Below are 25,206 nucleotides of genomic sequence, written 5' to 3'. Positions count from 1 at the left end.
ACCTCCAGGTTTACGCCTGGCGCTGCCAGCTTAACGTCATGGAGACGGAGTCGGCGTAGCGCAGGGCGTGAAGTTTATCGATCTCCACTTCAGCATAAGTGACCCAGTGGTGTTCGCGTGCGATGTCGAGCACATCCTGAGTTAATTTTTCCAGTAGCGCAAAACGGTTGTTCTCAACGTACTGGATGATGCTTTTGGTGATCGTGCGATAGTTCAACGCGTCATTGATGTCTTCGCTGGCGCGCGCCTTGTCTGCCGGATAGTGGATCACTACATTCACCACGATATCCTGGCGATTCGCGATCTCCTCCTCTTTGATACCAATGAAAGTGCGTAAGCGTAAGTTTTTTATACGAATAATAGCGTCATGCTGGGACATTGCAGGTCTTCTCCGTGTCAGTATTTTCACCTCATCATACATGAGGAGAACACCTGCACCCAACGGGGCGCAGGATCAAATCTGATGGATTTTTTGCATGGCGCGTTCGGTGGCCGGGCGGGTCCGGATGCGCTCAAACCAGTTGTTCACCGCCGGATAAGTGGCCAGGTCGATCCGGTGGCGTTCATGGGTGTTGATCCACGGCCAGCAGGCGATATCTGCGATGCTGTAATGCTCACCTCCCAGCCACGGTGATTTTTCCAGCCGACGGTTCAGTACCCCGTACAGGCGCTGGGTTTCGACCTGATATCGCTCAATGGCGTAAGGGATCGTCTGCGGCGCATAGGCCGTAAAGTGGTGATTCTGCCCCAGCATCGGCCCGAGGCCGCTCGACTGCCAGAATAACCATTGCAGCGTGTGATGACGCTCGCGCAACTCACCGCTCAGGAGCTTGCCGGTTTTCTCTGCCAGATAGAGCAAAATCTCTCCGGACTCAAACAGGCTTAACGGTTTGCCGCCGTCAGAGGGCAGGTTATCAATGATGGCCGGAATTTTATTGTTGGGCGAGATGGCCAGAAAAACGGGGCGGAACTGGTCGCCTTTACTGATATCCACGCGAATGATCCGGTAGTCCACTTCGGCTTCTTCAAGAAAGAGTGTGATCTTATGGCCATTAGGGGTGGGGGCATAATAGAGATCTATCATTCTCAACTCCTGTCAGTGCGAATAGTGTTGCCATGAAAAATCAGTATAGGTGCTTGTTGTAAATCGTGAGTTTTCATCAAGTGACAGCGAGGCAAAGAGATTATATGTTGAGTGAAAACCGATCAGCCGAAGAGGATGTTATGAGCCAGCCTGTAATAACGTTGTGGTCCGATGCGAACTTTTTTTCTCCTTATGTCATGAGCGTTTATGTGGCGCTGGCAGAAAAGGGGCTTACTTTTACTCTGAAAACCGTTGACCTGGACAGCGGCGAACACCTGAAGCCTCAGTGGCAGGGCTACGCGCTCACCCGCCGAGTCCCTGTGCTGGAGATCGACGGTTTTGAGTTGAGTGAATCTTCGGCGATTGACGAGTACCTTGAGGACCGCTTTGCCCCGCCTGAGTGGGAACGCATCTATCCTCACGATCTGCAAAAGCGCGCCCGCGCCCGCCAGATCCAGGCGTGGCTGCGTAGCGACCTGGTGCCGATTCGCACAGAACGCTCCACGGACGTGGTGTTCGCTGGCGTCAAAAAGCCCGCCCTCAGTGAGGAAGGCTTATCCAGCGCCCGGAAGCTGATCGAAACTGCGTCATCGCTGCTGGCGCAGGGTAACCCCAACCTGTTTGGCGAGTGGTGTATTGCCGACACCGATCTGGCGCTGATGCTCAATCGCCTGATCCTCAACGGGGATGACGTCCCACAACTGCTGGTGGATTACGCCACATTCCAGTGGCAACGCGCGTCGGTACAGCGCTATCTGGCACTCTCTGCTAAGCGCGCGGGCTGATAAGACGGGACGCTTGAGGTATGATAGGGGCAGTCTGTATTCCCGAGGAGTAACTGATGAAACTGATGTTTGCGTCGGATATTCATGGATCGCTGCCCGCGACCGAACGCGTGCTTTCTCTGTTCGCCCAAAGCGGGGCGCAGTGGCTGGTGATCCTGGGCGATGTGTTAAACCACGGCCCACGCAATGCGTTGCCGGAAGGCTATGCTCCCGCACAGGTGGCGGAAAAACTTAATCATTTTGCCTCGCGCATTATCGCCGTTCGCGGCAACTGTGACAGTGAAGTTGACCAGATGCTGCTGCATTTTCCCATTACCGCTCCCTGGCAACATGTGTTGATGGAAAACAGCCGTTTGTTCCTGACCCACGGGCACCTGTTCGGCCCGGATAACCTGCCGTCACTCGCCGCTGGCGATGTCCTGGTTTATGGTCATACTCATATTCCGGTGGCGGAAAAGCGCGGGGCGTTTTATCACTTTAACCCCGGGTCTGTCAGCATTCCTAAAGGCGGCAACCCGGCAAGCTACGGCATGTATGAAGACGGGACATTAAGCGTTATCGCACTTAATGATCAGCAAGTTATTGCGCAGATAGCGATTAATCCGTAAGTTACACCACAACTGCAAACGCGCCGAAAGAGCGCTTAGACGAGAAGGTTTCCCGATGGTGGAGCAGAATCATTTGGCAAGTACTGAATGGGTTGACATTGTCAGCGAAGAAAATGAAGTGATCGCGCAGGCCAGCCGCGAACAAATGCGTGCGGAGCGTCTGCGTCACCGCGCGACGTACATCGTTGTTCATGACGGCATGGGCAAGATTCTGGTCCAGCGTCGCACCGACACCAAAGATTTTCTTCCTGGTATGCTGGATGCCACAGCGGGTGGCGTCGTGCAGGCCGATGAAGTGCTGCTGGATTCCGCGCGTCGTGAAGCGGAAGAAGAGTTAGGTATCGCTGGTGTGCCGTTTGCCGAGCACGGGCAGTTTTATTTCGAAGATGAGCATTGTCGCGTCTGGGGCGGGCTGTTTAGCTGCGTTTCCCATGGGCCTTTCGCCTTGCAGGAAGAGGAAGTGAGCGAAGTCAGCTGGATGACGCCGGAAGAGATCACCGCGCGTTGCGACGAATTCACTCCGGATTCCCTTAAAGCACTGGCGCTGTGGATGACCCGCAACGCCAAAAACGAATCCGCTAAACCGGAAAATAAGGCGGAAAAAGAGGAAGAGGCTGAGTAAGCCTTAACAGCTTTCCCGCAGACACAGGCTGGACGCGATGGGTTTATGGTCGCGCCAGTCTCCGTCATTAAGACGTTCCAGTAACGCTTTCCCGGCTTCAATCCCAATCTTGCGATGCGGTACTGCCATCGTCGTCAGCGGCGGCTGACAGACGCGGCTGACGTCGCTGTCGCCAAAACCTACGACCGCTAAATCGTCCGGCACCTTGATGCGCCGACGCTGGCACTCATACAGCGCGCCGCAGGCCAGTTCATCTGATACGCACACCAGCGCATCCAGCTCCGGCCACGCCAGCAGGAACTCTGGCAATTGTGCCGCGCCGGTGGAGAAGTTCGGCGGCATGGCGGCATTAATCACTCTGTTCGGCGCCAGGTGGTGGCGCAGCATCGCCTTGTACCAGCCCTGCAAATGCTGCTGAAAAATCCACTGTTCCTGGTTAGCGCACAGCAGGCCGATATTCTGGTAGCCGCGCTGAATCACCATCTCGGTAAGTTCATACATGGCGGCGACGTTATCAATCCCGATATTCATATCAATCGGATCGGCACGCATTGCACCCATTTCCATCACCGGGATAGAGGCGTTTTTTAGCCAGTGTCGCACGGTATCAGAGTGCTCGACGCTGAGCAGTATCGCCGCGGCGATGTTCGAGGCCAACAGCGTTTCAAGCAGTTTCTCTTCCTGTTCAAGACGATGCTGAGATTCCGCCAGCATGATCTGATATCCGGCTGGCTGGAGCACCTGCTGTAGCCCGGCGAACATCTCGGAACAGCCAGCTTCGGAAAGATTGGGTACAACCATCGCAATCGTCCATGACGATGCCGATGCCAGTGCGCTGGCGGCAAGATTGGGCATGTATCCCAGCTCCTGCACCGCGGCTTCAATTTTTTCACGCAGTTTATCGGAAACCTGTTCGGGCGTGCGGAGGGCACGGGAAACAGTCATCGTGCCTACGCCGGCAAGCTGCGCGACATCCGCGAGCGTTACTTTTCCGGTACTGCGCCGTTTTCGGGTTAAAGACATACATCTTCCTGCTGACAGGACGCGATTCAGTTTCATCCTTCATTTTACGTGACAGGCAGTATACGCCTTAAATCCCTTTTTTTGCTGTGATTTCGCACCATGATAGTAATTTGATAGCGCTATCACAGTTCTGCATGTTAGTTGTTGGTAGCGCTATCTTTGTGATCGCGATCGCAGTCATTAATTGATGGGTTGAATAGAGTTTGCCCATGTCTGGTCTTTAGCGGGAGTGAAAAATGCTCAAAAAGTGGATATATGATACAACCATCATCCTACAGGATAGCGTTGAAAGCTGGCCCCAGGCGCTGGAACTGTGCGCGAAACCGCTGCTGGATTTGCAGGTCATTGCGCCGGAATATGTCACGGCTATCATCGAGCAGCATCACACGTTAGGTCCCTACTATGTGCTGGCTCCAGGGCTGGCAATGCCCCATGCGCGACCGGAAGAAGGGGCGAAAGGACTTGGCCTGTCATTATTAAAACTGAAACAGGGTGTCTCTTTTGGTGCCGGTGAGTTTGACCCCGTCGATGTGATTGTGATGCTGGCGGCGCCGGACAAGCATAGCCATATCGAAATGATCTCAGCCTTAGCGGAATTATTTTCCAGCGACGAAGATATGGCTGAATTACATCGGGCGAATACGCTGGAGGAGATAAAAACCATCATCGATCGCTTCTGATTTAATTATTTAATCCGATTCATCTCAACATTACGCGTCAGCGTGATGGGGCGTACTCTACTCAAAAAAGGGGATAACAATGAAAATCATGGCTATTTGCGGCTCCGGCCTGGGCAGCAGTTTTATGGTCGAAATGAATATTAAAAAGGTGCTCAAAAAACTGGAAATTGAGGCCGAGGTTGAACACTCCGATCTCTCCTCGGCTACGCCGGGCGCGGCGGACCTGTTTGTAATGGCGAAAGACATTGCCGCAAGCGCCAGCGTGCCGGAAAGCCAGCTGGTGGTGATCAACAATATCATCGATATTAACGAACTCGAAGCGCAGTTGCGCGCCTGGTTCGAAAGACAATAATCCTGATAAGGCGAGGTGGATATGTTTATCCTTGAAACGCTGAACTTCGTTGTTGATATTTTAAAAGTCCCTTCAGTGCTGGTCGGTTTAATTGCCCTGATTGGTCTTGTGGCGCAGAAAAAAGCCTTTTCGGATGTGGTAAAAGGCACAATTAAAACCATTCTCGGCTTTATTGTACTGGGCGGCGGCGCAACCGTGCTGGTGGGCTCATTAAATCCGCTCGGCGGTATGTTTGAGCACGCCTTTAATATTCAGGGCATTATTCCCAACAATGAAGCTATTGTGTCGATTGCCCTGGAAAAATATGGCGCTTCCACCGCGCTCATTATGGCCTTCGGGATGGTGGCGAATATTATTGTTGCGCGCTTTACCCGCCTGAAATACATCTTCCTCACCGGGCATCACACCTTCTACATGGCATGCATGATTGGCGTGATCCTGACGGTTGCAGGCTTCGAGGGGGTCGGGCTGGTCTTTACCGGCTCGTTGATCCTCGGCCTGATTATGGCCTTCTTCCCGGCGATTGCGCAGCGCTATATGAAGCGTATTACCGGCAACGATGAGATCGCCTTCGGTCATTTCGGCACGCTGGGCTACGTGCTGTCCGGCTGGATTGGCAGCAAGGTCGGTAAAGGTTCGCGCTCCACCGAAGAGATGAACCTGCCGAAGAACCTTAGCTTCCTGCGTGACAGTTCAATCTCCATCTCCCTGACCATGATGATTATCTACCTGATCATGGCGGTGAGCGCCGGACGTGAGTACGTGGAGGCCACCTTCAGCGGCGGCCAGAACTACCTGGTGTACGCCATCATTATGGCCATCACCTTCGCGGCAGGCGTGTTCATCATCTTGCAGGGCGTGCGCCTGATTCTGGCGGAAATCGTCCCGGCCTTTACTGGCTTCTCGGAAAAACTGGTGCCCAATGCGCGGCCTGCGCTGGACTGTCCGGTAGTCTACCCGTATGCGCCAAACGCGGTGCTGATTGGCTTCCTGTTTAGTTTCCTCGGCGGGATTGTGGGCTTGTTCATCTGCGGTCAGTTTAGCTGGGTGTTGATCCTGCCGGGCGTCGTGCCGCATTTCTTCACCGGTGCAACGGCGGGCGTGTTTGGTAACGCCACCGGTGGACGCCGCGGGGCAATGATTGGCGCCTTTGCTAATGGCCTGCTGATCACCTTCCTCCCGGTCCTGCTGCTGCCTGTTCTGGGCGCAATTGGCTTTGCGAATACGACCTTCTCGGACGCTGATTTTGGTGCGGTCGGGATTGTGCTGGGCAACCTGGCGCGCTTCCTGTCGCCGTTTGCCATCACCGGACTGGTTGTTGTGTTGTTCGCGCTGCTGGTGGCCTACAACGTCTTCGCTAAAAACAAACCTGCCAGCGGTAACGCGCAGGAAAACCCCGGAGCCAAATCATGAATGAGAATGAAATAACCGAACTGGCGCGTCAGATTCGCCTTGAGACGCTGAAATCCCTTACGCAGCTGGGTTTTGGGCACTACGGCGGCAGCATGTCAGTCGTTGAAACGCTGGCGGTGCTGTACGGCGCGGTGATGAAAATTGACCCGGCCGATCCGGACTGGCCAGAGCGCGATTACTTTGTGCTGTCGAAAGGCCATGCGGGCCCGGCGCTGTACAGTACGCTGGCGATTAAGGGCTACTTCCCGATTGAAGAGCTGAGCACGCTGAACCAGAACGGGACGCGTCTGCCAAGTCACCCGGATCGCCTGAAAACACGCGGCGTGGATGCCACCACCGGATCACTGGGGCAGGGGATCTCCATCGCTGGCGGCATGGCGCTGTCGCACAAGCTGGCAGGAAGGCCAAACCGGGTGTTCTGCATCGTCGGTGACGGGGAGCTGAACGAAGGACAGTGCTGGGAAGCCTTCCAGTTTATTGCTCACCATCGACTGAACAACCTGACGGTATTCGTGGACTGGAACAAACAGCAGCTCGACGGCGAGCTGGACGAAATCATCAGCGCCTTCGACCTGGAAGGCAAATTCCGCGCCTTTGGTTTTGACGTGGTGACGGTGAAAGGGGATGACATTCCGGCGCTGCTGGAGGTGACCGCGCCGATCCCTGCGGCCGATGCGCATCCGCGGGTGGTGATCCTCGACAGCATCAAAGGGCAGGGGGTGCCATACCTGGAACAGCTCAGCAACTCGCATCACCTGCGATTAACTGAGGAGAGCAAAGCGGCGCTCAACGAGACGATTCGCCAACTGGAGGCTTCACATGATTAAGGTTGCACCGACAGGACAGAAAGATGCCGTTGAGATGCGTAAGGTCTACGCGGGTTTTGTGGCAAAACAGATTGAGGCCGGGAGCGAGATTATTGCGCTCGAAGCGGATCTGATGAGTTCGATGGCGATGGACGGCGTAGCGCGTGATTATCCACAGCACGTCATCAACTGCGGCATTATGGAGGCTAACGTGATTGGGACGGCCGCCGGGCTGTCGCTCACCGGACGTAAGCCGTTCGTCCATACCTTTACCGCCTTTGCCAGCCGTCGCTGCTTCGACCAGCTGTTTATGTCCCTGGACTACCAGCGCAATAACGTGAAGGTGATTGCCTCGGATGCGGGCGTGACGGCCTGCCACAACGGCGGGACGCATATGTCGTTCGAGGACATGGGCATCGTGCGCGGTCTGGCGCATTCAGTGGTGCTGGAGGTGACCGATGCGGTGATGTTCGAAGATGTGCTGCGTCAGCTTATCGACCTGGAAGGCTTCTACTGGGTGAGGACCATCCGTAAACAAGCCCCGAGCGTGTATGCCCCGGGGTCAACCTTCACCATCGGCAAGGGCAACGTGCTGCGCGAGGGAACCGATATTACCTTGATTGCTAACGGCATTATGGTGGCGGAAGCGCTGGAGGCGGCGCGCCAGCTGGAGCAGGAGGGGGTAAGCGCAGCGGTCATCGACATGTTTACCCTGAAGCCTATCGATCGGATGCTGGTGAAAAACTATGCCGAGAAAACCGGGCGTATTGTGACCTGCGAAAACCACAGCATTCACAACGGGCTGGGGTCGGCGGTGGCGGAAGTGCTGGTGGAAACCTGTCCGGTGCCCCTGCGTCGGGTGGGGGTGAAGGAACGATATGGTCAGGTGGGCACGCAGGACTTCTTGCAAAAGGAGTATGGCCTGACGGCACATGACATTGTGTCGGCGGCGCGGGAGCTGTTGTAATAAAAAAAGGCGACCGTGTGGTCGCCTTTTTGTTGCCCGGTGGCGCTGGCGCTTACCGGGCCTACGGTCCTGTAGGCCGGATAAGCGAAGCGCCATCCGGCAAAACATTACTGCTGTTGCGAAGACTGGATCGCCGTCAGCGCGATGGTGTAGACGATATCGTCAACCAGCGCACCACGGGACAGGTCGTTCACAGGTTTGCGCATGCCTTGCAGCATTGGCCCGATGGAGATCAGGTCTGCTGAACGCTGTACCGCTTTATAGGTGGTGTTACCGGTGTTCAGATCCGGGAAGATGAACACGGTAGCGCGACCTGCAACCGGCGAGTTCGGCGCTTTGGATTTCGCCACGTCAGCCATTACCGCGGCATCGTACTGGAGCGGGCCGTCGATCATCAGATCCGGACGTTTTTCCTGCGCAATGCGGGTCGCTTCACGGACTTTCTCTACGTCACTACCTGCACCAGAGGTACCGGTGGAGTAGGAGAGCATCGCGACGCGCGGTTCGATACCGAAGGCAATCGCGGAGTCCGCAGACTGGATAGCGATTTCTGCCAGCTGCTCTGCGGTTGGATCCGGGTTGATCGCGCAGTCGCCGTAAACATAAACCTGTTCAGGCAGCAGCATGAAGAACACGGAGGAGACCAGAGAGCTGCCCGGTGCGGTTTTGATCAACTGCAACGGTGGACGGATGGTGTTCGCGGTGGTGTGAACCGCACCGGAAACCAGACCGTCAACTTCGTCCTGCTCCAGCATCAGCGTACCCAGCACGACGTTGTCTTCCAGCTGCTCGCGCGCAACGGCTTCGGTCATGCCCTTGTTCTTACGCAGTTCAACCAGGCGAGCAACGTAGCTTTCGCGAACCACTTCCGGGTCAACGATCTCAATGCCAGCGCCCAGCTCAACGCCCTGAGACGCCGCAACGCGGTTGATCTCATCCGGGTTACCCAGCAGCACACAGGTCGCGATACCGCGTTCTGCACAGATGGCTGCCGCTTTAACGGTACGTGGTTCGTCGCCTTCTGGCAGAACCACGCGTTTGCCCGCTTTACGCGCCAGCTCGGTCAGCTGGTAACGGAAGGCTGGAGGAGACAGACGACGGCTGCGCTCGGAGGTCGCCGTCAGGGATTCGATCCAGTCCGCATTGATGTAGCCCGCAACGTATTCCTGAACTTTCTCGATACGCTCGTGGTCATCAACCGGCACTTCGAGGTTGAAGCTTTGCAGGCTCAGGGAGGTCTGCCAGGTGTTGGTGTTCACCATGAAGACTGGCAGGCCAGTGGCGAACGCACGTTCGCACAGCTTGCTGATACGCGCGTCCATTTCATAGCCGCCGGTCAGCAGAATTGCACCGATTTCCACGCCGTTCATCGCAGCCAGGCACGCTGCAACCAGCACGTCTGGACGGTCAGCAGAGGTCACCAGCAGGGAACCTGCGCGGAAGTGTTCCAGCATGTGTGGAATGCTACGTGCGCAGAAGGTTACGGACTTCACGCGGCGGGTGTTGATATCGCCTTCGTTGATCACGGTGGCGTTCAGGTGACGCGCCATATCGATTGCACGGGTGGCAATCAGATCGAAGCTCCATGGCACCGCGCCCAGAACAGGCAGCGGGCTGGAATCCTGCAACTTAGCCGGGTCAACTTTGATGACTTTCGCTTTGGAGGAGTCGTCAAAAATTTCGGACAGGTCAGGACGCGTACGGCCCTGCTCATCTACTGGCGCGTTCAGCTTGTTAACAATCACGCCGGTGATGCTGGTGTTTTTCGCACCGCCGAAGCTGCTGCGCGTCAGTTCGATACGCTCTTTCAGCTGCTCTGGGGTATCCGTGCCCTGAGACATCACAAAAACGATCTCTGCGTTCAGGGTTTTCGCGATTTCAAAGTTCAGAGACTGGGCAAACTGGTGTTTACGGGTCGGGACCAGGCCTTCAACCAGCACCACTTCCGCGTCCTGCGCGTTTGCGTGGTAGTTGGCAATGATCTCTTCCATCAGCACGTCTTTCTGGTTGCTGGAGAGCAGAGATTCAACGTGGCTCATCTTCAGCGGTTCAGCCGCTGGCAGATTGGAGTTCTTGCGAACGATGGTGGTGGTCTGGTCTGGCGCATCGCCACCGGCACGTGGCTGGGCGATAGGCTTAAAGACGCTCAGACGAACGCCTTTGCGTTCCATAGCGCGGATCACGCCGAGGCTGACGCTGGTCAGGCCGACGCTGGTTCCGGTAGGGATCAGCATAATAGTACGGGACACGGTTTATCCTCTTTCGTTACCGCCGCGTTGGGCGGGTTACAAAACAGCACCGCCAGCATTGCTGGCGGTGTGGAATCAGGCAGTCAGGCGGTGTGCGTCTTGCGCGATGACCAGCTCTTCGTTAGTTGGAATAACGATAGCAGGGCGGGTGCCTTCTTTGTTGATGAAGCCAGACTTGCCGAAGCGGGCAGCCAGGTTACGCTCATGATCAACTTCGAAGCCCAGAACGCCCAGTTTGCCCAGGGACAGTTCACGTACCATTGCCGCGTTCTCACCGATACCACCGGTGAAGATAACAGCATCCAGACGGCCTTCCATCAGCGCGGTGTAAGAACCGATGTACTTCGCCAGGCGGTGGCAATAAACGTCCATTGCACGTTTAGCGTCAGCTTTTTCTGCGTAGTTGTCTTCAACGTAACGGCAGTCGCTGGTGACCTCGGTCAGGCCCAGCAGGCCAGACTCTTTGGTCAGCATTTTGTTGATGTCGTCAACGCTCATGCCCAGGGTGTCGTGCAGGTGGAAGATGATCGCCGGGTCGATATCACCGGAACGGGTACCCATCACCAGACCTTCCAGCGGGGTCAGACCCATAGAGGTGTCAACACACTTACCGTTGCGGATAGCGGAAACAGAACCACCGTTGCCCAGGTGGCAGGTGATAATGTTGACTTCTTCAACCGGCTTGTTCAGCACTTTTGCGGCTTCCTGAGTCACATAGAAGTGGCTGGTACCGTGAGCGCCGTAACGACGGACGCCGTGCTCTTTGTACAGGCTGTATGGCAGGGCATAGAGGTAAGACTCTTCCGGCATGGTCTGATGGAACGCAGTATCAAACACGGCCACGTTTTTGTCTTTCAGACTCGGGAAGGATTTCAGTGCTTCAGCGATACCGATCAGGTGAGCCGGGTTATGCAGCGGTGCGAAAGACGCAGAGTCTTTGATACCCTGAATCACGGAGTCGTCGATTACCACGGAACTGGTGTATTTTTCGCCGCCGTGGACGATACGGTGACCAATTGCGGTCAGCTGAGCAGACAGTTCTGGTTTTTGTGCCAGAATAGTGTTAACGATAAAGTTCAGCGCTTCACTGTGAGCGGCGCCTGCACCTAAAGCCGCTTCTTGTTTGCTGCCGTCCATCTTCCACTTGATACGTGCTTCAGGCAGATGGAAACATTCGGCCAAACCAGAGAGGTACTCGTCACCGTTGAGCGCATCGATGATGGCGAATTTCAGTGAGGAGCTACCGCAGTTCAGAACCAGTACTAACTTACTCGACATGGAAGTACCTATTATTGATACGTGGCTAAAAAAACGTCAGTGAGTCTAAAAGCGTAACGCATGCTGACCCAGACATTTATGATTAACATCATGCCAAACGAACATTCTGGCAGGATGAAAGAAATACCTATGATTTTAAGCCATTTTGAACATTTTTCAGACAATGGCATAATATGCGATAATTTGACGAGTTAACGCTTATCGTCTACGGCCCTATCAGGCTGGCACAGGATACCCGATACGGGGTAGCGATGACAAAATATTTTGAACGTTGTCATAGCCTGTTGTGGTTTTGCACGAAAATTTTAATTTTTATATGTGAAGTTGAGGTACAGCCATGTCGACACCCGAAATCCCGTCCGTGAACTTTTTTAGTCTGTTTCGTCGGGGACAGCATTACGCAAAGACATGGCCGATGGAAAAGCGCCTCGCGCCCATGTTTATTGAAAATCGCACTATTCGCGCCACGCGCTATGCGATTCGCTTTATGCCCCCGATTGCCGTTTTTACCCTGTGCTGGCAGATAGCGTTAGGTGGGCAGCTTGGCCCTGCCGTCGCGACGGCGCTCTTTGCGTTAAGCCTGCCGATGCAGGGGCTATGGTGGTTAGGTAAACGTTCCGTCACGCCACTTCCGCCTTCTATTTTACACTGGTTTTATGAAGTGCGTGGAAAACTGGAAGAGGCTGGCCAGGCGCTGGCACCGGTTGAGGGTAAGCCGGACTATCAGGCGCTGGCGGATACCCTCAAGCGTGCGTTTAAACAGCTTGATAAAACATTCCTCGATGACTTGTGATTGATCATCGAAACGACGACCAAAAGAAGGCACAGTAACAATCAGTTACCGTGTCTTTTTTTTACAGTGCAATGCGCTACAGGAGTCGAAAGATGGAAATGACCCATGCTCAACGTCTGATTTTGTCTAACCAGTACAAGATGATGACTATGCTTGATCCCGATAACGCTGCGCGCTACAGCCGCCTGCAAACCATTGTTGAACGTGGTTTTGGCTTGCAGATGCGCGAACTGGATCGCGAATTTGGCGAACTGAAAGAGGAAACCTGCCGTATCGTTATCGACATCATGGAGATGTACCATGCGCTGCATGTGTCCTGGACCAATCTGAAGGACCAGCAGACTATTGACGAGCGCCGCGTGACGTTCCTGGGCTTTGATGCTGCGACGGAAGCGCGCTATCTGAGCTATGTACGCTTTATGGTGAATACCGAAGGGCGCTACACCCATTTTGATGCGGGTACGCACGGCTTCAACGCCCAGACCCCGATGTGGGATAAGTATCAACGTATGCTGAGCGCGTGGCACGCCTGTCCGCGTCAGTACCATTTAAGCAGCAACGAAATTCAACAAATCATTAATGCCTGACGGAGGTTCGTGTGCAGTGTAAAGGTTTTCTGTTTGATCTGGACGGTACGCTGGTGGATTCGCTGCCGGTGGTGGAGCGCTCGTGGTGCCACTGGGCCGACCGGCACGGCATTGACCATCAGGACGTACTGAATTTCATCCATGGCAAACAGGCCATTACCTCATTGCGGCACTTCCTGGCGGGACGTTCTGAGGAAGAGATTCAGGCGGAGTTCCGCTATCTTGAGCAGATTGAAGCTACCGATACCGAGGGTATCACCGCGCTGCCCGGTGCGCGCGAACTGCTTGAGCACCTGAATGAAGCGCAGATCCCGTGGGCTATCGTCACCTCCGGCTCGGTTCCCGTCGCGCATGCACGCCATAAGGCGGCAGGTTTGCCGACGCCGGACGTCTTCATTACCGCTGAGCGCGTGAAGCGCGGCAAGCCTGAACCGGATGCGTTCCTGCTCGGCGCTGAACTGCTCGGCCTTGCGCCAGCAGAGTGCGTGGTGGTGGAAGACGCGGCGGCAGGCGTGCTGGCCGGGCTGAACGCCGGCAGCCACGTCATTGCCGTTAACGTCCCGGCGGGTTCCCCCCGGCTGGAGGAGGCGGATTTCGTGCTTAACACCCTGACCGCCATCGACGTCTCGAAGGCGTCAGACGGAGTTGTAACCGTCTCGCTAAAAATGTAATCCCATGATATAGCCCCGCATTACCGGGGCTTTTTTATGGCAGAATTGCTTCTCCTCCACTGACAAGGACATGTTGTGAACGGTGAACTGATTTGGGTCCTGAGCCTGCTGTTAATCGCCATCATTCTTTTTGCCACGGGCAAGGTGCGCATGGATGCCGTCGCCCTGTTTGTGATTGTCGCATTCGTTCTGAGCGGTACCCTTTCCCTGCCGGAAGCCTTTTCCGGGTTTAGCGATCCCAACGTTATTTTGATTGCCGCTCTGTTTATTATTGGCGACGGGCTGGTACGCACCGGCGTGGCGACGATGATGGGGTCGTGGCTGGTGAAAGTGGCGGGCAGCAGCGAAACCAAAATGCTGATTTACCTGATGCTGACGGTCGCCGGGCTGGGCGCGTTTATGAGCTCTACGGGCGTCGTGGCCATCTTTATTCCGGTCGTGCTGAGCGTCTGCATGAGGATGCAGATCTCCCCGTCGCGGCTGATGATGCCGTTGAGCTTCGCCGGGCTCATCAGCGGCATGATGACGCTGGTCGCGACGCCGCCGAACCTCGTCGTGAACAGCGAACTGATCCGTGAGGGGCTTGAGGGGTTTAGCTTTTTCAGCGTTACGCCGATCGGGCTGGTGGTACTGGTGATGGGCATTATCTATATGCTATTGACCCGTTTTGCGCTGAAAGGGGAGAAGCAGGATAAAGCCAAAGAGGGCTGGAAGCGGCGCTCTTTCCGCGATCTGATTAAAGAGTATCGTCTGACCGGGCGTGCCCGACGTCTGGCTATCCGCCCGGGGTCGCCTATGGTGGGGCAGCGGCTGGATGACCTTAAGCTACGCGAACGCTATGGCGCGAACGTCATCGGGGTTGAGCGCTGGCGTCGTTTTCGTCGGGTGATCGTTAACGTGAACGGGGTGTCAGAGTTTCGCGCGCGTGACGTCCTGCTGATTGATATGTCCACCGCGGACGTGGATCTGCGGGAGTTTTGTAGCGAGCAGCTGCTGGAGCCGATGGTCCTGCGCGGCGAGTATTTCTCTGACCAGGCGCTGGATGTGGGAATGGCCGAGGTGTCGCTGATCCCGGAATCGGAGTTATTGGGCAAAACCGTGCGTGAAATCGGCTTTCGTACCCGCTATGGCCTCAACGTGGTAGGCCTGAAGCGCGATGGCGTAGCCCTTGAAGGGGCGGTGGTGGATGAGCCGATCCTGCTGGGGGATATCTTCCTCGTGGTCGGCAACTGGAAACTGATTAGTCAGCTCGGGCAGAAAGGCCGCGATTTCGTGGTGCTAAATATGCCGATTGAAGAGAGCGATGCATCACCGGCGCACAGCCAGGCGCCCCATGCGATTTTTTGCCTGGTATTGATGGTTGCCCTGATGCTGACGGACGAGATCCCTAACCCGGTGGCGGCGATAATCGCCTGTCTGTTAATGGGCAAATTCCGCTGTATCGACGCCGAAAGCGCTTACAAAGCGATTCACTGGCCGAGCATCATTCTCATCGTCGGGATGATGCCCTTCGCCCTGGCGCTACAGAAAACCGGCGGGGTGGATTTGATCGTAAAAGGCTTAATGGACGCGGGCGGGGGATATGGTCCGTACCTGATGATGGTTTGCCTGTTCGTCATGTGCGCCACCATTGGTTTGTTCATCTCCAATACCGCAACGGCGGTGCTGATGGCGCCCATTGCGCTGGCGATGGCAAAATCGATGGGCGTTTCGCCGTATCCGTTTGCGATGATGGTTGCGATGGCGGCGTCCGCGGCATTTATGACGCCGGTCTCTTCCCCGGTCAATACGCTGGTGCTGGGGCCCGGGAATTATAGGTTCAGTGATTTCGTGAAGCTGGGTGTGCCGTTCACCGTGCTGGTAATGCTGGTATGCGTGGTGTTAATTCCGGTGTTATTCCCGTTTTAGCGTGAGTGCAGAAACGTAGGCCGGGTAAGGCGGAGCCGCCACCCGGCAAAAAACTACAGCGGCGAATCCTGGCTAATCTCATCCAGTGACAAATGGAAGCTCGGCACAAACACGCGCATAAAGTAGTCCATCTCTTCGCTGCGACGAGATTCCAGCGTTTTTTCCAGACGCGTTTTTGCCAGTAAAAATTCGTTATTCCCGGCGGACAGCTCTTCCAGACACTTCAGGTAGGCGCACAGCGCATCGGCCTGCTTAACCAGGGATTTCTCCTCTTCCGTATACTGATGCTCGTCGATGAGCGGCCCGAAGATATCGCGCAGCTCTTCAGGCACCATGTCGATCAGCTTCTGCTGGGCAATCTTCTCAATAGCTTTATATTCCTGGGCAATCTGCGAGTTGAAATATTTCACCGGCGTAGGCAGATCCCCGGTCAGCACTTCCGATGCATCGTGGTACATCGCCAGCAGGGCGATACGTTCGGCATTCACCTGCCCGTTGAATTTGCGGTTTTTAATCGCGGCCAGCGCGTGCGCGACCATAGCAACCTGTAAACTGTGCTCAGACACATTTTCAGTGCGCACGTTGCGCATCAGCGGCCAGCGGTTGATGAGTTTCAGGCGGGAGAGGTGGGCAAAGAAATGACTCTGACTCATAGGTTACCTTATGTCTTCACTGCGACAGACTTCATTGTGCGGGGAGGGGAGGGAAGATGCAAATTTGCGGATGTTGCAGGCCGGGTAAGCGCAGTGCTACCCGGCGGATAGTCAGCGCTACTGATGGTACCCGGAGAGGAAGCGCCCGAAGCGGCTGATGGCCATTTCGAGATCGTCTTCGCGCGGCAGGGTGACGATACGCACGTGATCCGGCCACGGCCAGTTAAACGCCGTACCCTGAACCAGCAGCACTTTTTCCTGCAACAGGAAGTCGAGCACCATTTTCTGGTCGTCGTGAATATTAAAGCGCTTCGCGTCGATTTTCGGGAACATGTACAGCGCGCCGTTAGGCTTCACGCAGGAGACGCCCGGAATATCATTAATCAATTCCCATGCACGGTTGCGCTGTTCATACAGGCGGCCGCCTGGAACGATAAACTCGCTGATGCTTTGATAGCCGCCGAGTGCTGTCTGGATCGCATGTTGCGCCGGTACGTTGGCGCACAGACGCATGGATGCCAGCATCTCCAGCCCTTCAATGTAGCCTTTCGCATGTTTTTTCGGACCGTTCAGTACCATCCAGCCCTGACGGAAACCGGCAACGCGGTAAGTTTTAGACAGTCCGTTAAAGGTGACCGTTAGCAGATCGGGTGCTAGCGCGGCGATAGAGTGGTGCTGCGCCGCGTCGTACAGGATCTTGTCGTAAATCTCGTCGGCAAAGATGATCAGGTTGTGCTGGCGGGCGATCTCGACGATCTCCATCAGCAGCTCTTTTGAATAGACCGCGCCCGTCGGGTTATTCGGGTTAATGATCACGATACCCCGGGTGCGCGGGGTAATTTTGGCGCGAATATCATCCAGATCCGGGAACCAGTCAGAGGATTCGTCGCACAGGTAGTGCACCGCTTTACCGCTGGACAGGGACACCGCAGCCGTCCACAGCGGATAATCTGGGGCAGGAACCAGCATTTCATCGCCGCTGTTCAGGAGCGCCTGCATCGCCTGAACGATCAGTTCCGAGACACCGTTGCCAATGTAGATATCTTCAACGGTGACGTCGCGCATACCGCGAGCCTGATAGTGCTGCATGATGGCTTTACGGGCGGAGTAAAGCCCTTTTGAATCGCAGTAGCCTTGTGCAGTGGGCAGGTTACGGATCACATCCACCAGGATCTCATCCGGCGCTTCAAAACCAAATGGCGCGGGGTTGCCGATGTTGAGTTTCAGAACCTTATTGCCTTCCTCTTCAAGGCGTTTTGCCTCTTTGAGTACCGGGCCACGGATGTCGTAACAGACGTTGTCGAGCTTGCTGGATTTTTCGATAGGGGACATGAACCTTTAACCTTTTCGCTATTATTACAACTTCCTGCCGTGGAAGTGTGCACAGAACAATGTACTCCCCCCGCGCTTCGTTTTGAAGGGCGCACAGAAGAAGATTTCGTTCCACCGGGGAATGTCGCTGTGATCGCTTACTCTAACGAGGGAGTGATTTTGTGCCTGAATTTATCGTAATAAAGGTTATTAATGGGTTTTTTATGCTAAAAATTGCATGTAACTAGGAATTTTATTCTGGTGTAAATAAAAAGACGATTCGGGCTGATGCATTAGTCCCCTGAGTGATCATTCGTAAAACCTGAATGCTGAGATACCGATTGCCATATTAGCAAAGCCAGGCTAAAAGTTACTCATGTGAAATTAATGTTAAGGGTTATTAATGAATGGCCTGAATCTAAATTAAACTTTATTTATTATTAACGACGAAAATGCAACTTTCGTTAATTTTAATAAAAAGAGTGTAGTTGCTTATCATTGGCGGTAACTCCTTAATATTGCAATAAGACTTATAAATATAGTGGATTTGGGTTAAGATGTGTTTCGGGAATGCAGCATAGCGATAGGCCTGTTACGTATATCGGCTTCTGCTTTTCTGTATTAATCGATTGTTATTGTTAAAGTTATCTCTGGCTGATTGGGTAAGTCACATCTTGCTACGCTGGCAACGCTGCGATATAGATGGCAGAAAACATGTCTTACTCTTTATGGTATTTACATCGACCTGCAAACAAAGAAATATCCTGGACGCAAGAGAATAAAAATAACGTCATGAAACGTGATTTCTGACTGGTGATATACCGCAGTACAATAACTATCTGTCAGGCAGTCTGCCGGGCCGGGATGCGAGGGAAACTCTTCAGAAGGAATTGCTTAACTGTTACACACAGCTTCAACCCGGGCAGCTCCGCACGAGCAACCTGAAAGTGAAAAGATATGATAAATGCAAATCGTCCGATAATGAATCTCGACCTCGATCTGCTGAGAACGTTTGTTGCGGTCGCCGATCTCAACACTTTTGCAGCAGCTGCTGCCGCCGTTTGCCGTACCCAGTCCGCCGTGAGTCAGCAAATGCAGCGGCTGGAACAACTGGTTGGTAAAGAGCTTTTTGCGCGTCATGGGCGTAATAAGCTTTTAACAGAACATGGTATTCAGCTTCTGGGTTATGCCAGAAAGATACTGCGCTTTAATGATGAAGCCTGTATGTCATTAATGTTTAGCAACCTTCAGGGAGTGTTAACATTAGGGGCGTCAGATGAATCAGCAGATACCATTTTACCCTTCCTTCTCAACAGAATTAGCTCGGTTTATCCGAAGCTTGCCCTGGACGTTAGCGTTAAACGCAATGCCTTCATGGTTGAGATGCTGACAGAAAACGAGGTTGACCTGGTGGTCACCACGCATCGACCTGGCCAGTTTGACAGCCTGACGCTGCGTACTTCTCCAACGCACTGGTACTGTGCCGCGGAGTATGTATTGCAGAAAGGTGAGCCGATACCCCTGGTCCTGCTGGATGATCCCAGTCCGTTCCGCGATATGGTGCTGGCAGCGCTCAACGAAGCCAGTATTCCATGGCGCCTGGCGTACGTGGCGTCAACCTTGCCCGCAGTGCGAGCGGCGGTGAAGGCTGGGCTTGGCGTAACGGCCCGTCCGGTGGAAATGATGAGCCCCGATCTGCGTGTGCTGGGTCAATCCGAGGGACTCCCGTCGTTGCCGGATACGGAGTACCTGCTGTGCCATAACGCCGCCAGCAACAACGAGCTGGCAAAAGTGGTATTCGAGGCAATGGAAAACTACCACAATCCATGGCAGTACGCGGCTGTTACTCCCGAAGGAGGGGATGACTCCCTGATTGTGGAAGGGGATTTTGAGTGATCATTCCCTCAAAATTCTCGTAACAAAATGTAAGTGCAAAAAAGAGCCACTCGCATGATTTTTTCCTGCGAGTGGTTTTTTTTGCTATTCATAACCGCGGGCGGAGCAGGGATAAAGCAAATACCGCTTATTTATCAATGCAGAAAATGCTTTTGATTAAGATGTAAACAAGACCTGTTCTAACTTACCTCATACCCCACCGATGTTAAAAAAACAGGAAATATGTTGCTGTTTTTTTGATTGAATTAACAAAAGCGTGTCTCAGATCAAGAAAATACTCCCATTTGGGGGGAGGAATCGTTGGCAAATCCTGTCAAAATAGGAGGGTTATTTTTTTTACTTCCAAAACGGACACGATTCAACAAGATGCATTTGACGGAAAGTCATGTACCCACCAGGGTTAAAGGGCACCAAATGTTAATGAGAATCGCACGTTGTAATTTAATGTGAAGAAACCTTTGTTAAAGTTGACAAAAGGTTATAGAAAGGAGTAAAAAACCCCATCATTTTGCTGTCTATGTCTCATTTCTGACAGTTAGTGTAAGGTTATTTTGTTCCTCCCCATGAATCGATGTGATGCCCATCTGCCAGCAAGAGCAGTGTCGTCGGTATCACTTTTGATGAGTAAGCAATGAGTATGTCAACATCCACAGAAGTCATCGCTCATCACTGGGCATTCGCAATCTTTCTTATTGTAGCCATTGGCCTGTGCTGCCTGATGTTAGTCGGCGGCTGGTTCCTGGGCGGTCGCGCCCGCGCAAGGCACAAAAACACACCTTTCGAATCAGGTATTGATTCAGTAGGTACCGCTCGCTTACGCCTGTCTGCCAAGTTTTACCTGGTAGCCATGTTCTTCGTCATTTTTGACGTGGAAGCGCTTTACCTCTTCGCGTGGTCTACCTCCATTCGCGAAAGTGGTTGGGTGGGCTTTGTCGAGGCCGCAATTTTCATTTTAGTGTTACTGGCCGGTCTGGTTTATCTGGTGCGTATCGGCGCGCTGGACTGGACACCTGTGCGTTCACGCCGTGAACACATCAACCCGGAAAACAGTATCTCTAATCGTCAGCAGTAACAGCGAGGCAATAAGATGGATTATACGCTCACCCGCATAGATCCTAACGGTGAGAATGACCGTTACCCCCTGCAAAAACAGGAGATCGTAACCGACCCCCTGGAGCAAGAAGTCAACAAAAGCGTGTACATGGGCAAGCTCGAACATGCCATGCACGACATGGTCAACTGGGGTCGTAAGAACTCCATCTGGCCATACAACTTTGGCCTTTCTTGCTGCTACGTTGAAATGGTGACGTCATTCACTGCGGTGCATGACGTTGCGCGTTTTGGGGCCGAGGTACTGCGTGCTTCTCCGCGTCAGGCTGACCTGATGGTGGTGGCAGGGACCTGCTTTACCAAGATGGCACCGGTTATTCAGCGTCTTTATGACCAGATGCTGGAGCCAAAATGGGTTATCTCCATGGGCGCATGTGCAAACTCCGGCGGTATGTACGACATTTATTCCGTTGTGCAGGGCGTTGATAAGTTCATTCCGGTGGATGTGTACATCCCGGGTTGCCCGCCGCGTCCAGAGGCCTATATGCAGGCGCTGATGCTGCTCCAGGAGTCAATTGGTAAAGAACGCCGCCCGCTTTCATGGGTTGTTGGCGATCAGGGTGTCTATCGCGCGAACATGCAGTCTGAGCGCGAGCGTAAACGTGGTGAACGTATTGCCGTCACCAACCTGCGTACGCCTGACGAAATTTAATTTGCGCCTGTGGGCCTGGAGAACACCTTCGCATATCACTACTCAAATAGCGCGAAGCCAGGCTTAACAGTCACCACGGACCATTTGCAATGGTGAACAATATGACCGACTTAACCGCGCAAGAAGCCGCCTGGCAGACTCGGGATCATCTCGATGACCCGGTCATTGGCGAACTGCGCAACCGTTTTGGGCCGGATGCCTTTACTGTTCAGGCCACCCGCACCGGGGTACCCGTTGTTTGGGTGAAGCGTGAGCAATTACTGGAAGTTGTCGATTTCCTCAAGAAATTGCCAAAACCTTACGTCATGCTGTTTGACTTACACGGCATGGACGAACGTCTGAGAACGCACCGCCAGGGTCTCCCTGCCGCGGATTTTTCCGTTTTCTACCACCTGATCTCAATAGACCGCAACACGGATATCATGCTCAAGGTGGCATTGTCTGAAAACGACATGCATCTGCCGACGATCACCAAACTTTTCCCGAACGCCAACTGGTACGAGCGTGAAACCTGGGAAATGTTCGGCATGACCTTCGACGGCCACCCGCATCTGACGCGCATCATGATGCCGCAGACCTGGACCGGCCACCCGCTGCGTAAAGACTACCCGGCACGCGCCACCGAATTCGACCCGTTTGAGCTAACCAAAGCCAAGCAGGATCTGGAGATGGAAGCGCTGACCTTCAAGCCGGAAGACTGGGGCATGAAGCGCGGCACCGAAAACGAGGACTTCATGTTCCTCAACCTCGGTCCAAACCACCCCTCTGCGCACGGTGCGTTCCGTATCATCCTTCAGCTTGACGGCGAAGAGATTGTCGACTGCGTCCCTGACATCGGCTACCACCATCGTGGTGCCGAGAAGATGGGCGAACGTCAGTCCTGGCACAGCTACATTCCGTATACCGACCGTATCGAATACCTCGGCGGCTGCGTGAACGAAATGCCATACGTGCTGGCCGTTGAGAAACTGGCAGGCATCACCGTCCCGGATCGCGTTAACGTGATTCGCGTAATGCTGTCTGAACTGTTCCGTATTAACAGCCACCTGCTGTACATCTCCACGTTCATTCAGGACGTCGGCGCGATGACGCCGGTCTTCTTCGCCTTTACCGACCGTCAGAAAATCTACGATCTGGTGGAAGCGATTACCGGTTTCCGTATGCACCCAGCCTGGTTCCGTATCGGTGGTGTGGCGCACGATCTGCCGCGCGGTTGGGACCGTCTGCTGCGTGAATTCCTCGACTGGATGCCGAAACGTCTGGCGTCTTACGAGAAAGCCGCGCTGCGTAACTCCATCCTGAAAGGCCGTTCCCAGGGCGTTGCTGCCTACGGCGCGAAAGAAGCGCTGGAGTGGGGGACTACCGGTGCTGGCCTGCGTGCGACCGGGATTGATTTCGACGTGCGTAAAGCGCGTCCTTACTCTGGTTACGAGAACTTCGACTTTGAAGTCCCGGTTGGCGGCGGTGTTTCCGACTGCTACACCCGCGTGATGTTGAAAGTGGAAGAGCTGCGCCAGAGCCTGCGCATCCTTGAGCAGTGCCTCAACAACATGCCGGAAGGCCCGTTCAAGGCGGATCACCCGCTGACGACGCCGCCACCGAAAGAGCGCACGCTGCAACATATCGAGACCCTGATCACCCACTTCCTGCAAGTTTCCTGGGGCCCGGTCATGCCGGCACAGGAATCCTTCCAGATGATTGAAGCGACCAAGGGTATCAACAGCTACTACCTCACCAGCGACGGCAGCACCATGAGCTACCGCACCCGCGTGCGTACGCCAAGCTTCGCGCACTTGCAGCAGATCCCGGCCGCCATTCGCGGCAGTCTGGTCTCCGACCTGATTGTGTATCTGGGTAGTATCGATTTTGTTATGTCAGATGTGGACCGCTAATTATGCACGAGAATCAACAACCACAAACCGAGGCTTTTGAGCTGAGTGAAGCAGAGCGTGCCGCCATTGAGCACGAGATGCACCACTACGAAGACCCGCGTGCGGCGTCCATTGAAGCGCTGAAAATCGTACAGAAACAGCGTGGTTGGGTGCCGGATGGGGCGATCTATGCGATCGCAGAAGTGCTGGGCATTCCGGCAAGTGACGTAGAAGGCGTAGCCACGTTCTACAGCCAGATCTTCCGTCAGCCGGTAGGCCGCCATGTGATCCGCTACTGTGACAGCGTGGTCTGCCACATCACCGGTTATCAGGGCATTCAGGCTGCGATTGAGAAGAAACTCAATATTAAGCCGGGCCAGACCACGTTCGACGGACGTTTTACTCTGCTGCCAACCTGCTGCCTGGGTAACTGCGACAAGGGGCCGACCATGATGATTGATGAGGACACTCACAGCCATCTGACGCCGGAAGCGATTCCTGACCTGCTGGAGCAGTACAAATGAAAACTGTAATTCGTACTGCTGAGACGCATCCGCTGACCTGGCGTCTGCGTGATGACAAACAGCCGGTATGGCTCGACGAATATCAGAGCAAAAACGGCTATGCCGGTGCGCGTAAAGCCCTTGGCGGCATGGCGCCGGACGACATCGTTAACGCGGTGAAAGAGTCTGGCCTGAAAGGCCGCGGTGGTGCGGGCTTCTCCACCGGTCTGAAGTGGAGCCTGATGCCGAAAGATGAATCCATGAACATCCGTTACCTGCTGTGTAACGCCGATGAAATGGAGCCGGGTACCTATAAAGACCGTCTGCTGATGGAACAGCTGCCGCACCTGCTGGTGGAAGGCATGCTGATCTCCGCGTTCGCGCTGAAAGCGTACCGTGGCTACATCTTCCTGCGCGGCGAATACATCGAAGCGGCGGAAAACCTGCGTCGCGCGATTGCCGAAGCCACCGAAGCGGGACTGCTGGGTAAAAACATCCTGGGCACCGGGTTTGACTTCGAGCTGTTCGTGCACACCGGTGCCGGGCGTTATATCTGCGGTGAAGAAACCGCGCTGATTAACTCCCTGGAAGGCCGCCGCGCGAACCCGCGCTCCAAGCCACCGTTCCCGGCAAGCTCCGGCGTGTGGGGTAAACCGACCTGCGTCAACAACGTCGAAACCCTGTGTAACGTCCCGGCGATCCTTGCGAACGGCGTGGAGTGGTATCAGGGCATCTCCTCAAGCAAAGATGCCGGTACCAAGCTGATGGGCTTCTCCGGTCGCGTGAAGAACCCTGGCGTCTGGGAGCTGCCGTTCGGCACCACCGCACGCGAAATTCTTGAAGACTACGCCGGCGGCATGCGCGATGGCCTGAAATTCAAAGCCTGGCAGCCGGGTGGGGCAGGGACGGACTTCCTGACCGAAGCCCACCTTGACCTGCCAATGGAGTTCGAAAGCATTGGTAAAGCAGGTAGCCGTCTGGGTACCGCGCTGGCGATGGCCGTCGACCACGAGATCGGCATGGTATCCCTGGTGCGTAACCTGGAAGAGTTCTTCGCCCGCGAGTCCTGCGGCTGGTGCACACCGTGCCGTGATGGTCTGCCGTGGAGCGTGAAGATCCTGCGTGCTATCGAACGTGGCGAAGGCCAGCCTGGCGATATCGAGACACTTGAGCAGCTGTGTCGATTCTTAGGGCCGGGTAAAACCTTCTGTGCCCACGCACCGGGCGCCGTCGAGCCGCTGCAAAGCGCGATTAAATATTTCCGCGACGAATTCGAAGCAGGCATCAAGCAGCCGTTCAGCAATACCCATTCGATCAATGGTATTCAGCCGAACCTGCTGAAAGCGCGCTGGTAAAAACAGAATTTTGATTAACGCTCGGTTTC

At 54.5% G+C, this 25,206-nt stretch carries 25 protein-coding genes; 18 read left to right on the top strand and 7 right to left on the bottom strand.

Features of this window, described 5'->3' with window-relative positions:
- Positions 1-10 precede the first annotated feature (10 nt).
- On the bottom strand, positions 11-379 hold the full coding sequence (gene folX / locus SK47_RS14885; RefSeq protein ID WP_003861432.1) for a dihydroneopterin triphosphate 2'-epimerase: 369 nt from the start codon (positions 377-379) through the stop codon (positions 11-13).
- Positions 380-454: 75 nt separating this feature from the next.
- On the bottom strand, positions 455-1,084 hold the full coding sequence (yfcG, locus tag SK47_RS14880; RefSeq protein WP_003861434.1) for a GSH-dependent disulfide bond oxidoreductase: 630 nt from the start codon (positions 1,082-1,084) through the stop codon (positions 455-457).
- 140 nt (positions 1,085-1,224) lie between these two features.
- Between yfcG and yfcF the strand changes: the two genes are divergently transcribed.
- Genes yfcF through yfcD form a run of 3 tightly spaced genes read left to right on the top strand, consistent with a single transcriptional unit; the run spans position 1,225 to position 3,099 of the window.
- Positions 1,225-1,869 carry a glutathione transferase gene (gene yfcF / locus SK47_RS14875; RefSeq protein ID WP_003861435.1) on the top strand — a complete coding sequence of 215 codons (645 nt, stop codon included), beginning with the start codon at positions 1,225-1,227 and terminating at the stop codon, positions 1,867-1,869.
- Positions 1,870-1,925: 56 nt separating this feature from the next.
- A complete protein-coding gene (yfcE, locus tag SK47_RS14870; RefSeq protein WP_048244584.1) occupies positions 1,926-2,477 on the top strand; it encodes a phosphodiesterase in 552 nt (183 codons plus the stop codon).
- A gap of 55 nt (positions 2,478-2,532) precedes the next feature.
- Positions 2,533-3,099, top strand: a complete 567-nt coding sequence (yfcD, locus tag SK47_RS14865) for an NUDIX hydrolase YfcD (RefSeq protein WP_003861439.1) — start codon at positions 2,533-2,535, stop codon at positions 3,097-3,099.
- A gap of 3 nt (positions 3,100-3,102) precedes the next feature.
- Here yfcD and SK47_RS14860 read toward each other — a convergent pair whose 3' ends face one another.
- Positions 3,103-4,122 (bottom strand): LacI family DNA-binding transcriptional regulator, encoded by a 1,020-nt coding sequence (locus tag SK47_RS14860; protein ID WP_003861441.1) that lies wholly within the window; start codon positions 4,120-4,122, stop codon positions 3,103-3,105.
- A 236-nt stretch (positions 4,123-4,358) separates the two neighbouring features.
- On the opposite strand from SK47_RS14860, the gene SK47_RS14855 reads away from it, so the two are divergent.
- The 5 genes from SK47_RS14855 to SK47_RS14835 all read left to right on the top strand — a co-directional run bounded on the left by SK47_RS14855 (position 4,359) and on the right by SK47_RS14835 (position 8,340).
- Positions 4,359-4,802, top strand: a complete 444-nt coding sequence (locus SK47_RS14855; RefSeq protein WP_022651541.1) for a PTS sugar transporter subunit IIA — start codon at positions 4,359-4,361, stop codon at positions 4,800-4,802.
- A 79-nt stretch (positions 4,803-4,881) separates the two neighbouring features.
- Complete coding sequence (locus SK47_RS14850; RefSeq protein WP_003861447.1) at positions 4,882-5,154, top strand: PTS sugar transporter subunit IIB; 273 nt, start codon at positions 4,882-4,884, stop codon at positions 5,152-5,154.
- A gap of 21 nt (positions 5,155-5,175) precedes the next feature.
- Complete coding sequence (locus tag SK47_RS14845; protein WP_022651540.1) at positions 5,176-6,567, top strand: PTS ascorbate transporter subunit IIC; 1,392 nt, start codon at positions 5,176-5,178, stop codon at positions 6,565-6,567.
- Positions 6,564-7,394 (top strand): transketolase, encoded by an 831-nt coding sequence (locus SK47_RS14840; RefSeq protein ID WP_048244582.1) that lies wholly within the window; start codon positions 6,564-6,566, stop codon positions 7,392-7,394. Before SK47_RS14845 ends, SK47_RS14840 begins: the two co-directional genes overlap by 4 nt.
- The gene (locus SK47_RS14835) at positions 7,387-8,340 is read left to right on the top strand and encodes a transketolase family protein (RefSeq protein ID WP_003861452.1); all 954 of its coding nucleotides are present in this window, start codon (positions 7,387-7,389) and stop codon (positions 8,338-8,340) included. Before SK47_RS14840 ends, SK47_RS14835 begins: the two co-directional genes overlap by 8 nt.
- A gap of 107 nt (positions 8,341-8,447) precedes the next feature.
- On the opposite strand, the gene pta is transcribed toward SK47_RS14835, so the two are convergent.
- A complete protein-coding gene (gene pta / locus SK47_RS14830) occupies positions 8,448-10,589 on the bottom strand; it encodes a phosphate acetyltransferase (protein WP_022651538.1) in 2,142 nt (713 codons plus the stop codon).
- Between the two features lie 75 nt (positions 10,590-10,664).
- Complete coding sequence (gene ackA / locus SK47_RS14825; protein ID WP_015572267.1) at positions 10,665-11,867, bottom strand: acetate kinase; 1,203 nt, start codon at positions 11,865-11,867, stop codon at positions 10,665-10,667.
- Positions 11,868-12,204: 337 nt separating this feature from the next.
- Between ackA and yfbV the strand changes: the two genes are divergently transcribed.
- From yfbV to SK47_RS14805, 4 genes are all read left to right on the top strand, one after another.
- The gene (gene yfbV / locus SK47_RS14820; protein ID WP_003861459.1) at positions 12,205-12,660 is read left to right on the top strand and encodes a terminus macrodomain insulation protein YfbV; all 456 of its coding nucleotides are present in this window, start codon (positions 12,205-12,207) and stop codon (positions 12,658-12,660) included.
- Between the two features lie 92 nt (positions 12,661-12,752).
- Positions 12,753-13,247 carry a YfbU family protein gene (locus SK47_RS14815; protein WP_003861461.1) on the top strand — a complete coding sequence of 165 codons (495 nt, stop codon included), beginning with the start codon at positions 12,753-12,755 and terminating at the stop codon, positions 13,245-13,247.
- A gap of 11 nt (positions 13,248-13,258) precedes the next feature.
- Positions 13,259-13,918, top strand: a complete 660-nt coding sequence (locus SK47_RS14810; RefSeq protein WP_003861463.1) for a sugar phosphatase — start codon at positions 13,259-13,261, stop codon at positions 13,916-13,918.
- Between the two features lie 75 nt (positions 13,919-13,993).
- Entirely contained in the window at positions 13,994-15,826 is a 1,833-nt protein-coding gene (locus tag SK47_RS14805; protein WP_023314585.1) for an SLC13 family permease, read from the top strand.
- Positions 15,827-15,879: 53 nt separating this feature from the next.
- On the opposite strand, the gene yfbR is transcribed toward SK47_RS14805, so the two are convergent.
- A complete protein-coding gene (yfbR, locus tag SK47_RS14800) occupies positions 15,880-16,479 on the bottom strand; it encodes a 5'-deoxynucleotidase (protein ID WP_003861468.1) in 600 nt (199 codons plus the stop codon).
- A gap of 117 nt (positions 16,480-16,596) precedes the next feature.
- A complete protein-coding gene (gene alaA / locus SK47_RS14795; RefSeq protein WP_003861471.1) occupies positions 16,597-17,811 on the bottom strand; it encodes an alanine transaminase AlaA in 1,215 nt (404 codons plus the stop codon).
- 936 nt (positions 17,812-18,747) lie between these two features.
- Between alaA and lrhA the strand changes: the two genes are divergently transcribed.
- From lrhA to nuoF, 6 genes are all read left to right on the top strand, one after another.
- Positions 18,748-19,686, top strand: coding sequence for a transcriptional regulator LrhA (lrhA, locus tag SK47_RS14790; RefSeq protein WP_003861473.1), 939 nt, complete (start codon positions 18,748-18,750; stop codon positions 19,684-19,686).
- 631 nt (positions 19,687-20,317) lie between these two features.
- The gene (nuoA, locus tag SK47_RS14785) at positions 20,318-20,758 is read left to right on the top strand and encodes an NADH-quinone oxidoreductase subunit NuoA (RefSeq protein ID WP_003861475.1); all 441 of its coding nucleotides are present in this window, start codon (positions 20,318-20,320) and stop codon (positions 20,756-20,758) included.
- 15 nt (positions 20,759-20,773) lie between these two features.
- A complete protein-coding gene (gene nuoB, locus SK47_RS14780; RefSeq protein WP_003861482.1) occupies positions 20,774-21,448 on the top strand; it encodes an NADH-quinone oxidoreductase subunit NuoB in 675 nt (224 codons plus the stop codon).
- An 89-nt stretch (positions 21,449-21,537) separates the two neighbouring features.
- On the top strand, positions 21,538-23,340 hold the full coding sequence (gene nuoC / locus SK47_RS14775) for an NADH-quinone oxidoreductase subunit C/D (RefSeq protein WP_003861484.1): 1,803 nt from the start codon (positions 21,538-21,540) through the stop codon (positions 23,338-23,340).
- Between the two features lie 2 nt (positions 23,341-23,342).
- The gene (nuoE, locus tag SK47_RS14770; RefSeq protein WP_003861486.1) at positions 23,343-23,843 is read left to right on the top strand and encodes an NADH-quinone oxidoreductase subunit NuoE; all 501 of its coding nucleotides are present in this window, start codon (positions 23,343-23,345) and stop codon (positions 23,841-23,843) included.
- Positions 23,840-25,177: an NADH-quinone oxidoreductase subunit NuoF gene (nuoF, locus tag SK47_RS14765; protein WP_003861487.1), complete on the top strand. Its 1,338-nt coding sequence runs from the start codon at positions 23,840-23,842 to the stop codon at positions 25,175-25,177. Before nuoE ends, nuoF begins: the two co-directional genes overlap by 4 nt.
- The last annotated feature ends 29 nt before the right edge of the window (positions 25,178-25,206 follow it).

Source organism: Enterobacter sp. BWH52 (assembly GCF_001037565.1).
GTDB classification, from domain to species: Bacteria; Pseudomonadota; Gammaproteobacteria; order Enterobacterales; family Enterobacteriaceae; genus Enterobacter; species Enterobacter hormaechei_C.
This window is presented reverse-complemented; position numbering and strand designations above follow the sequence as displayed.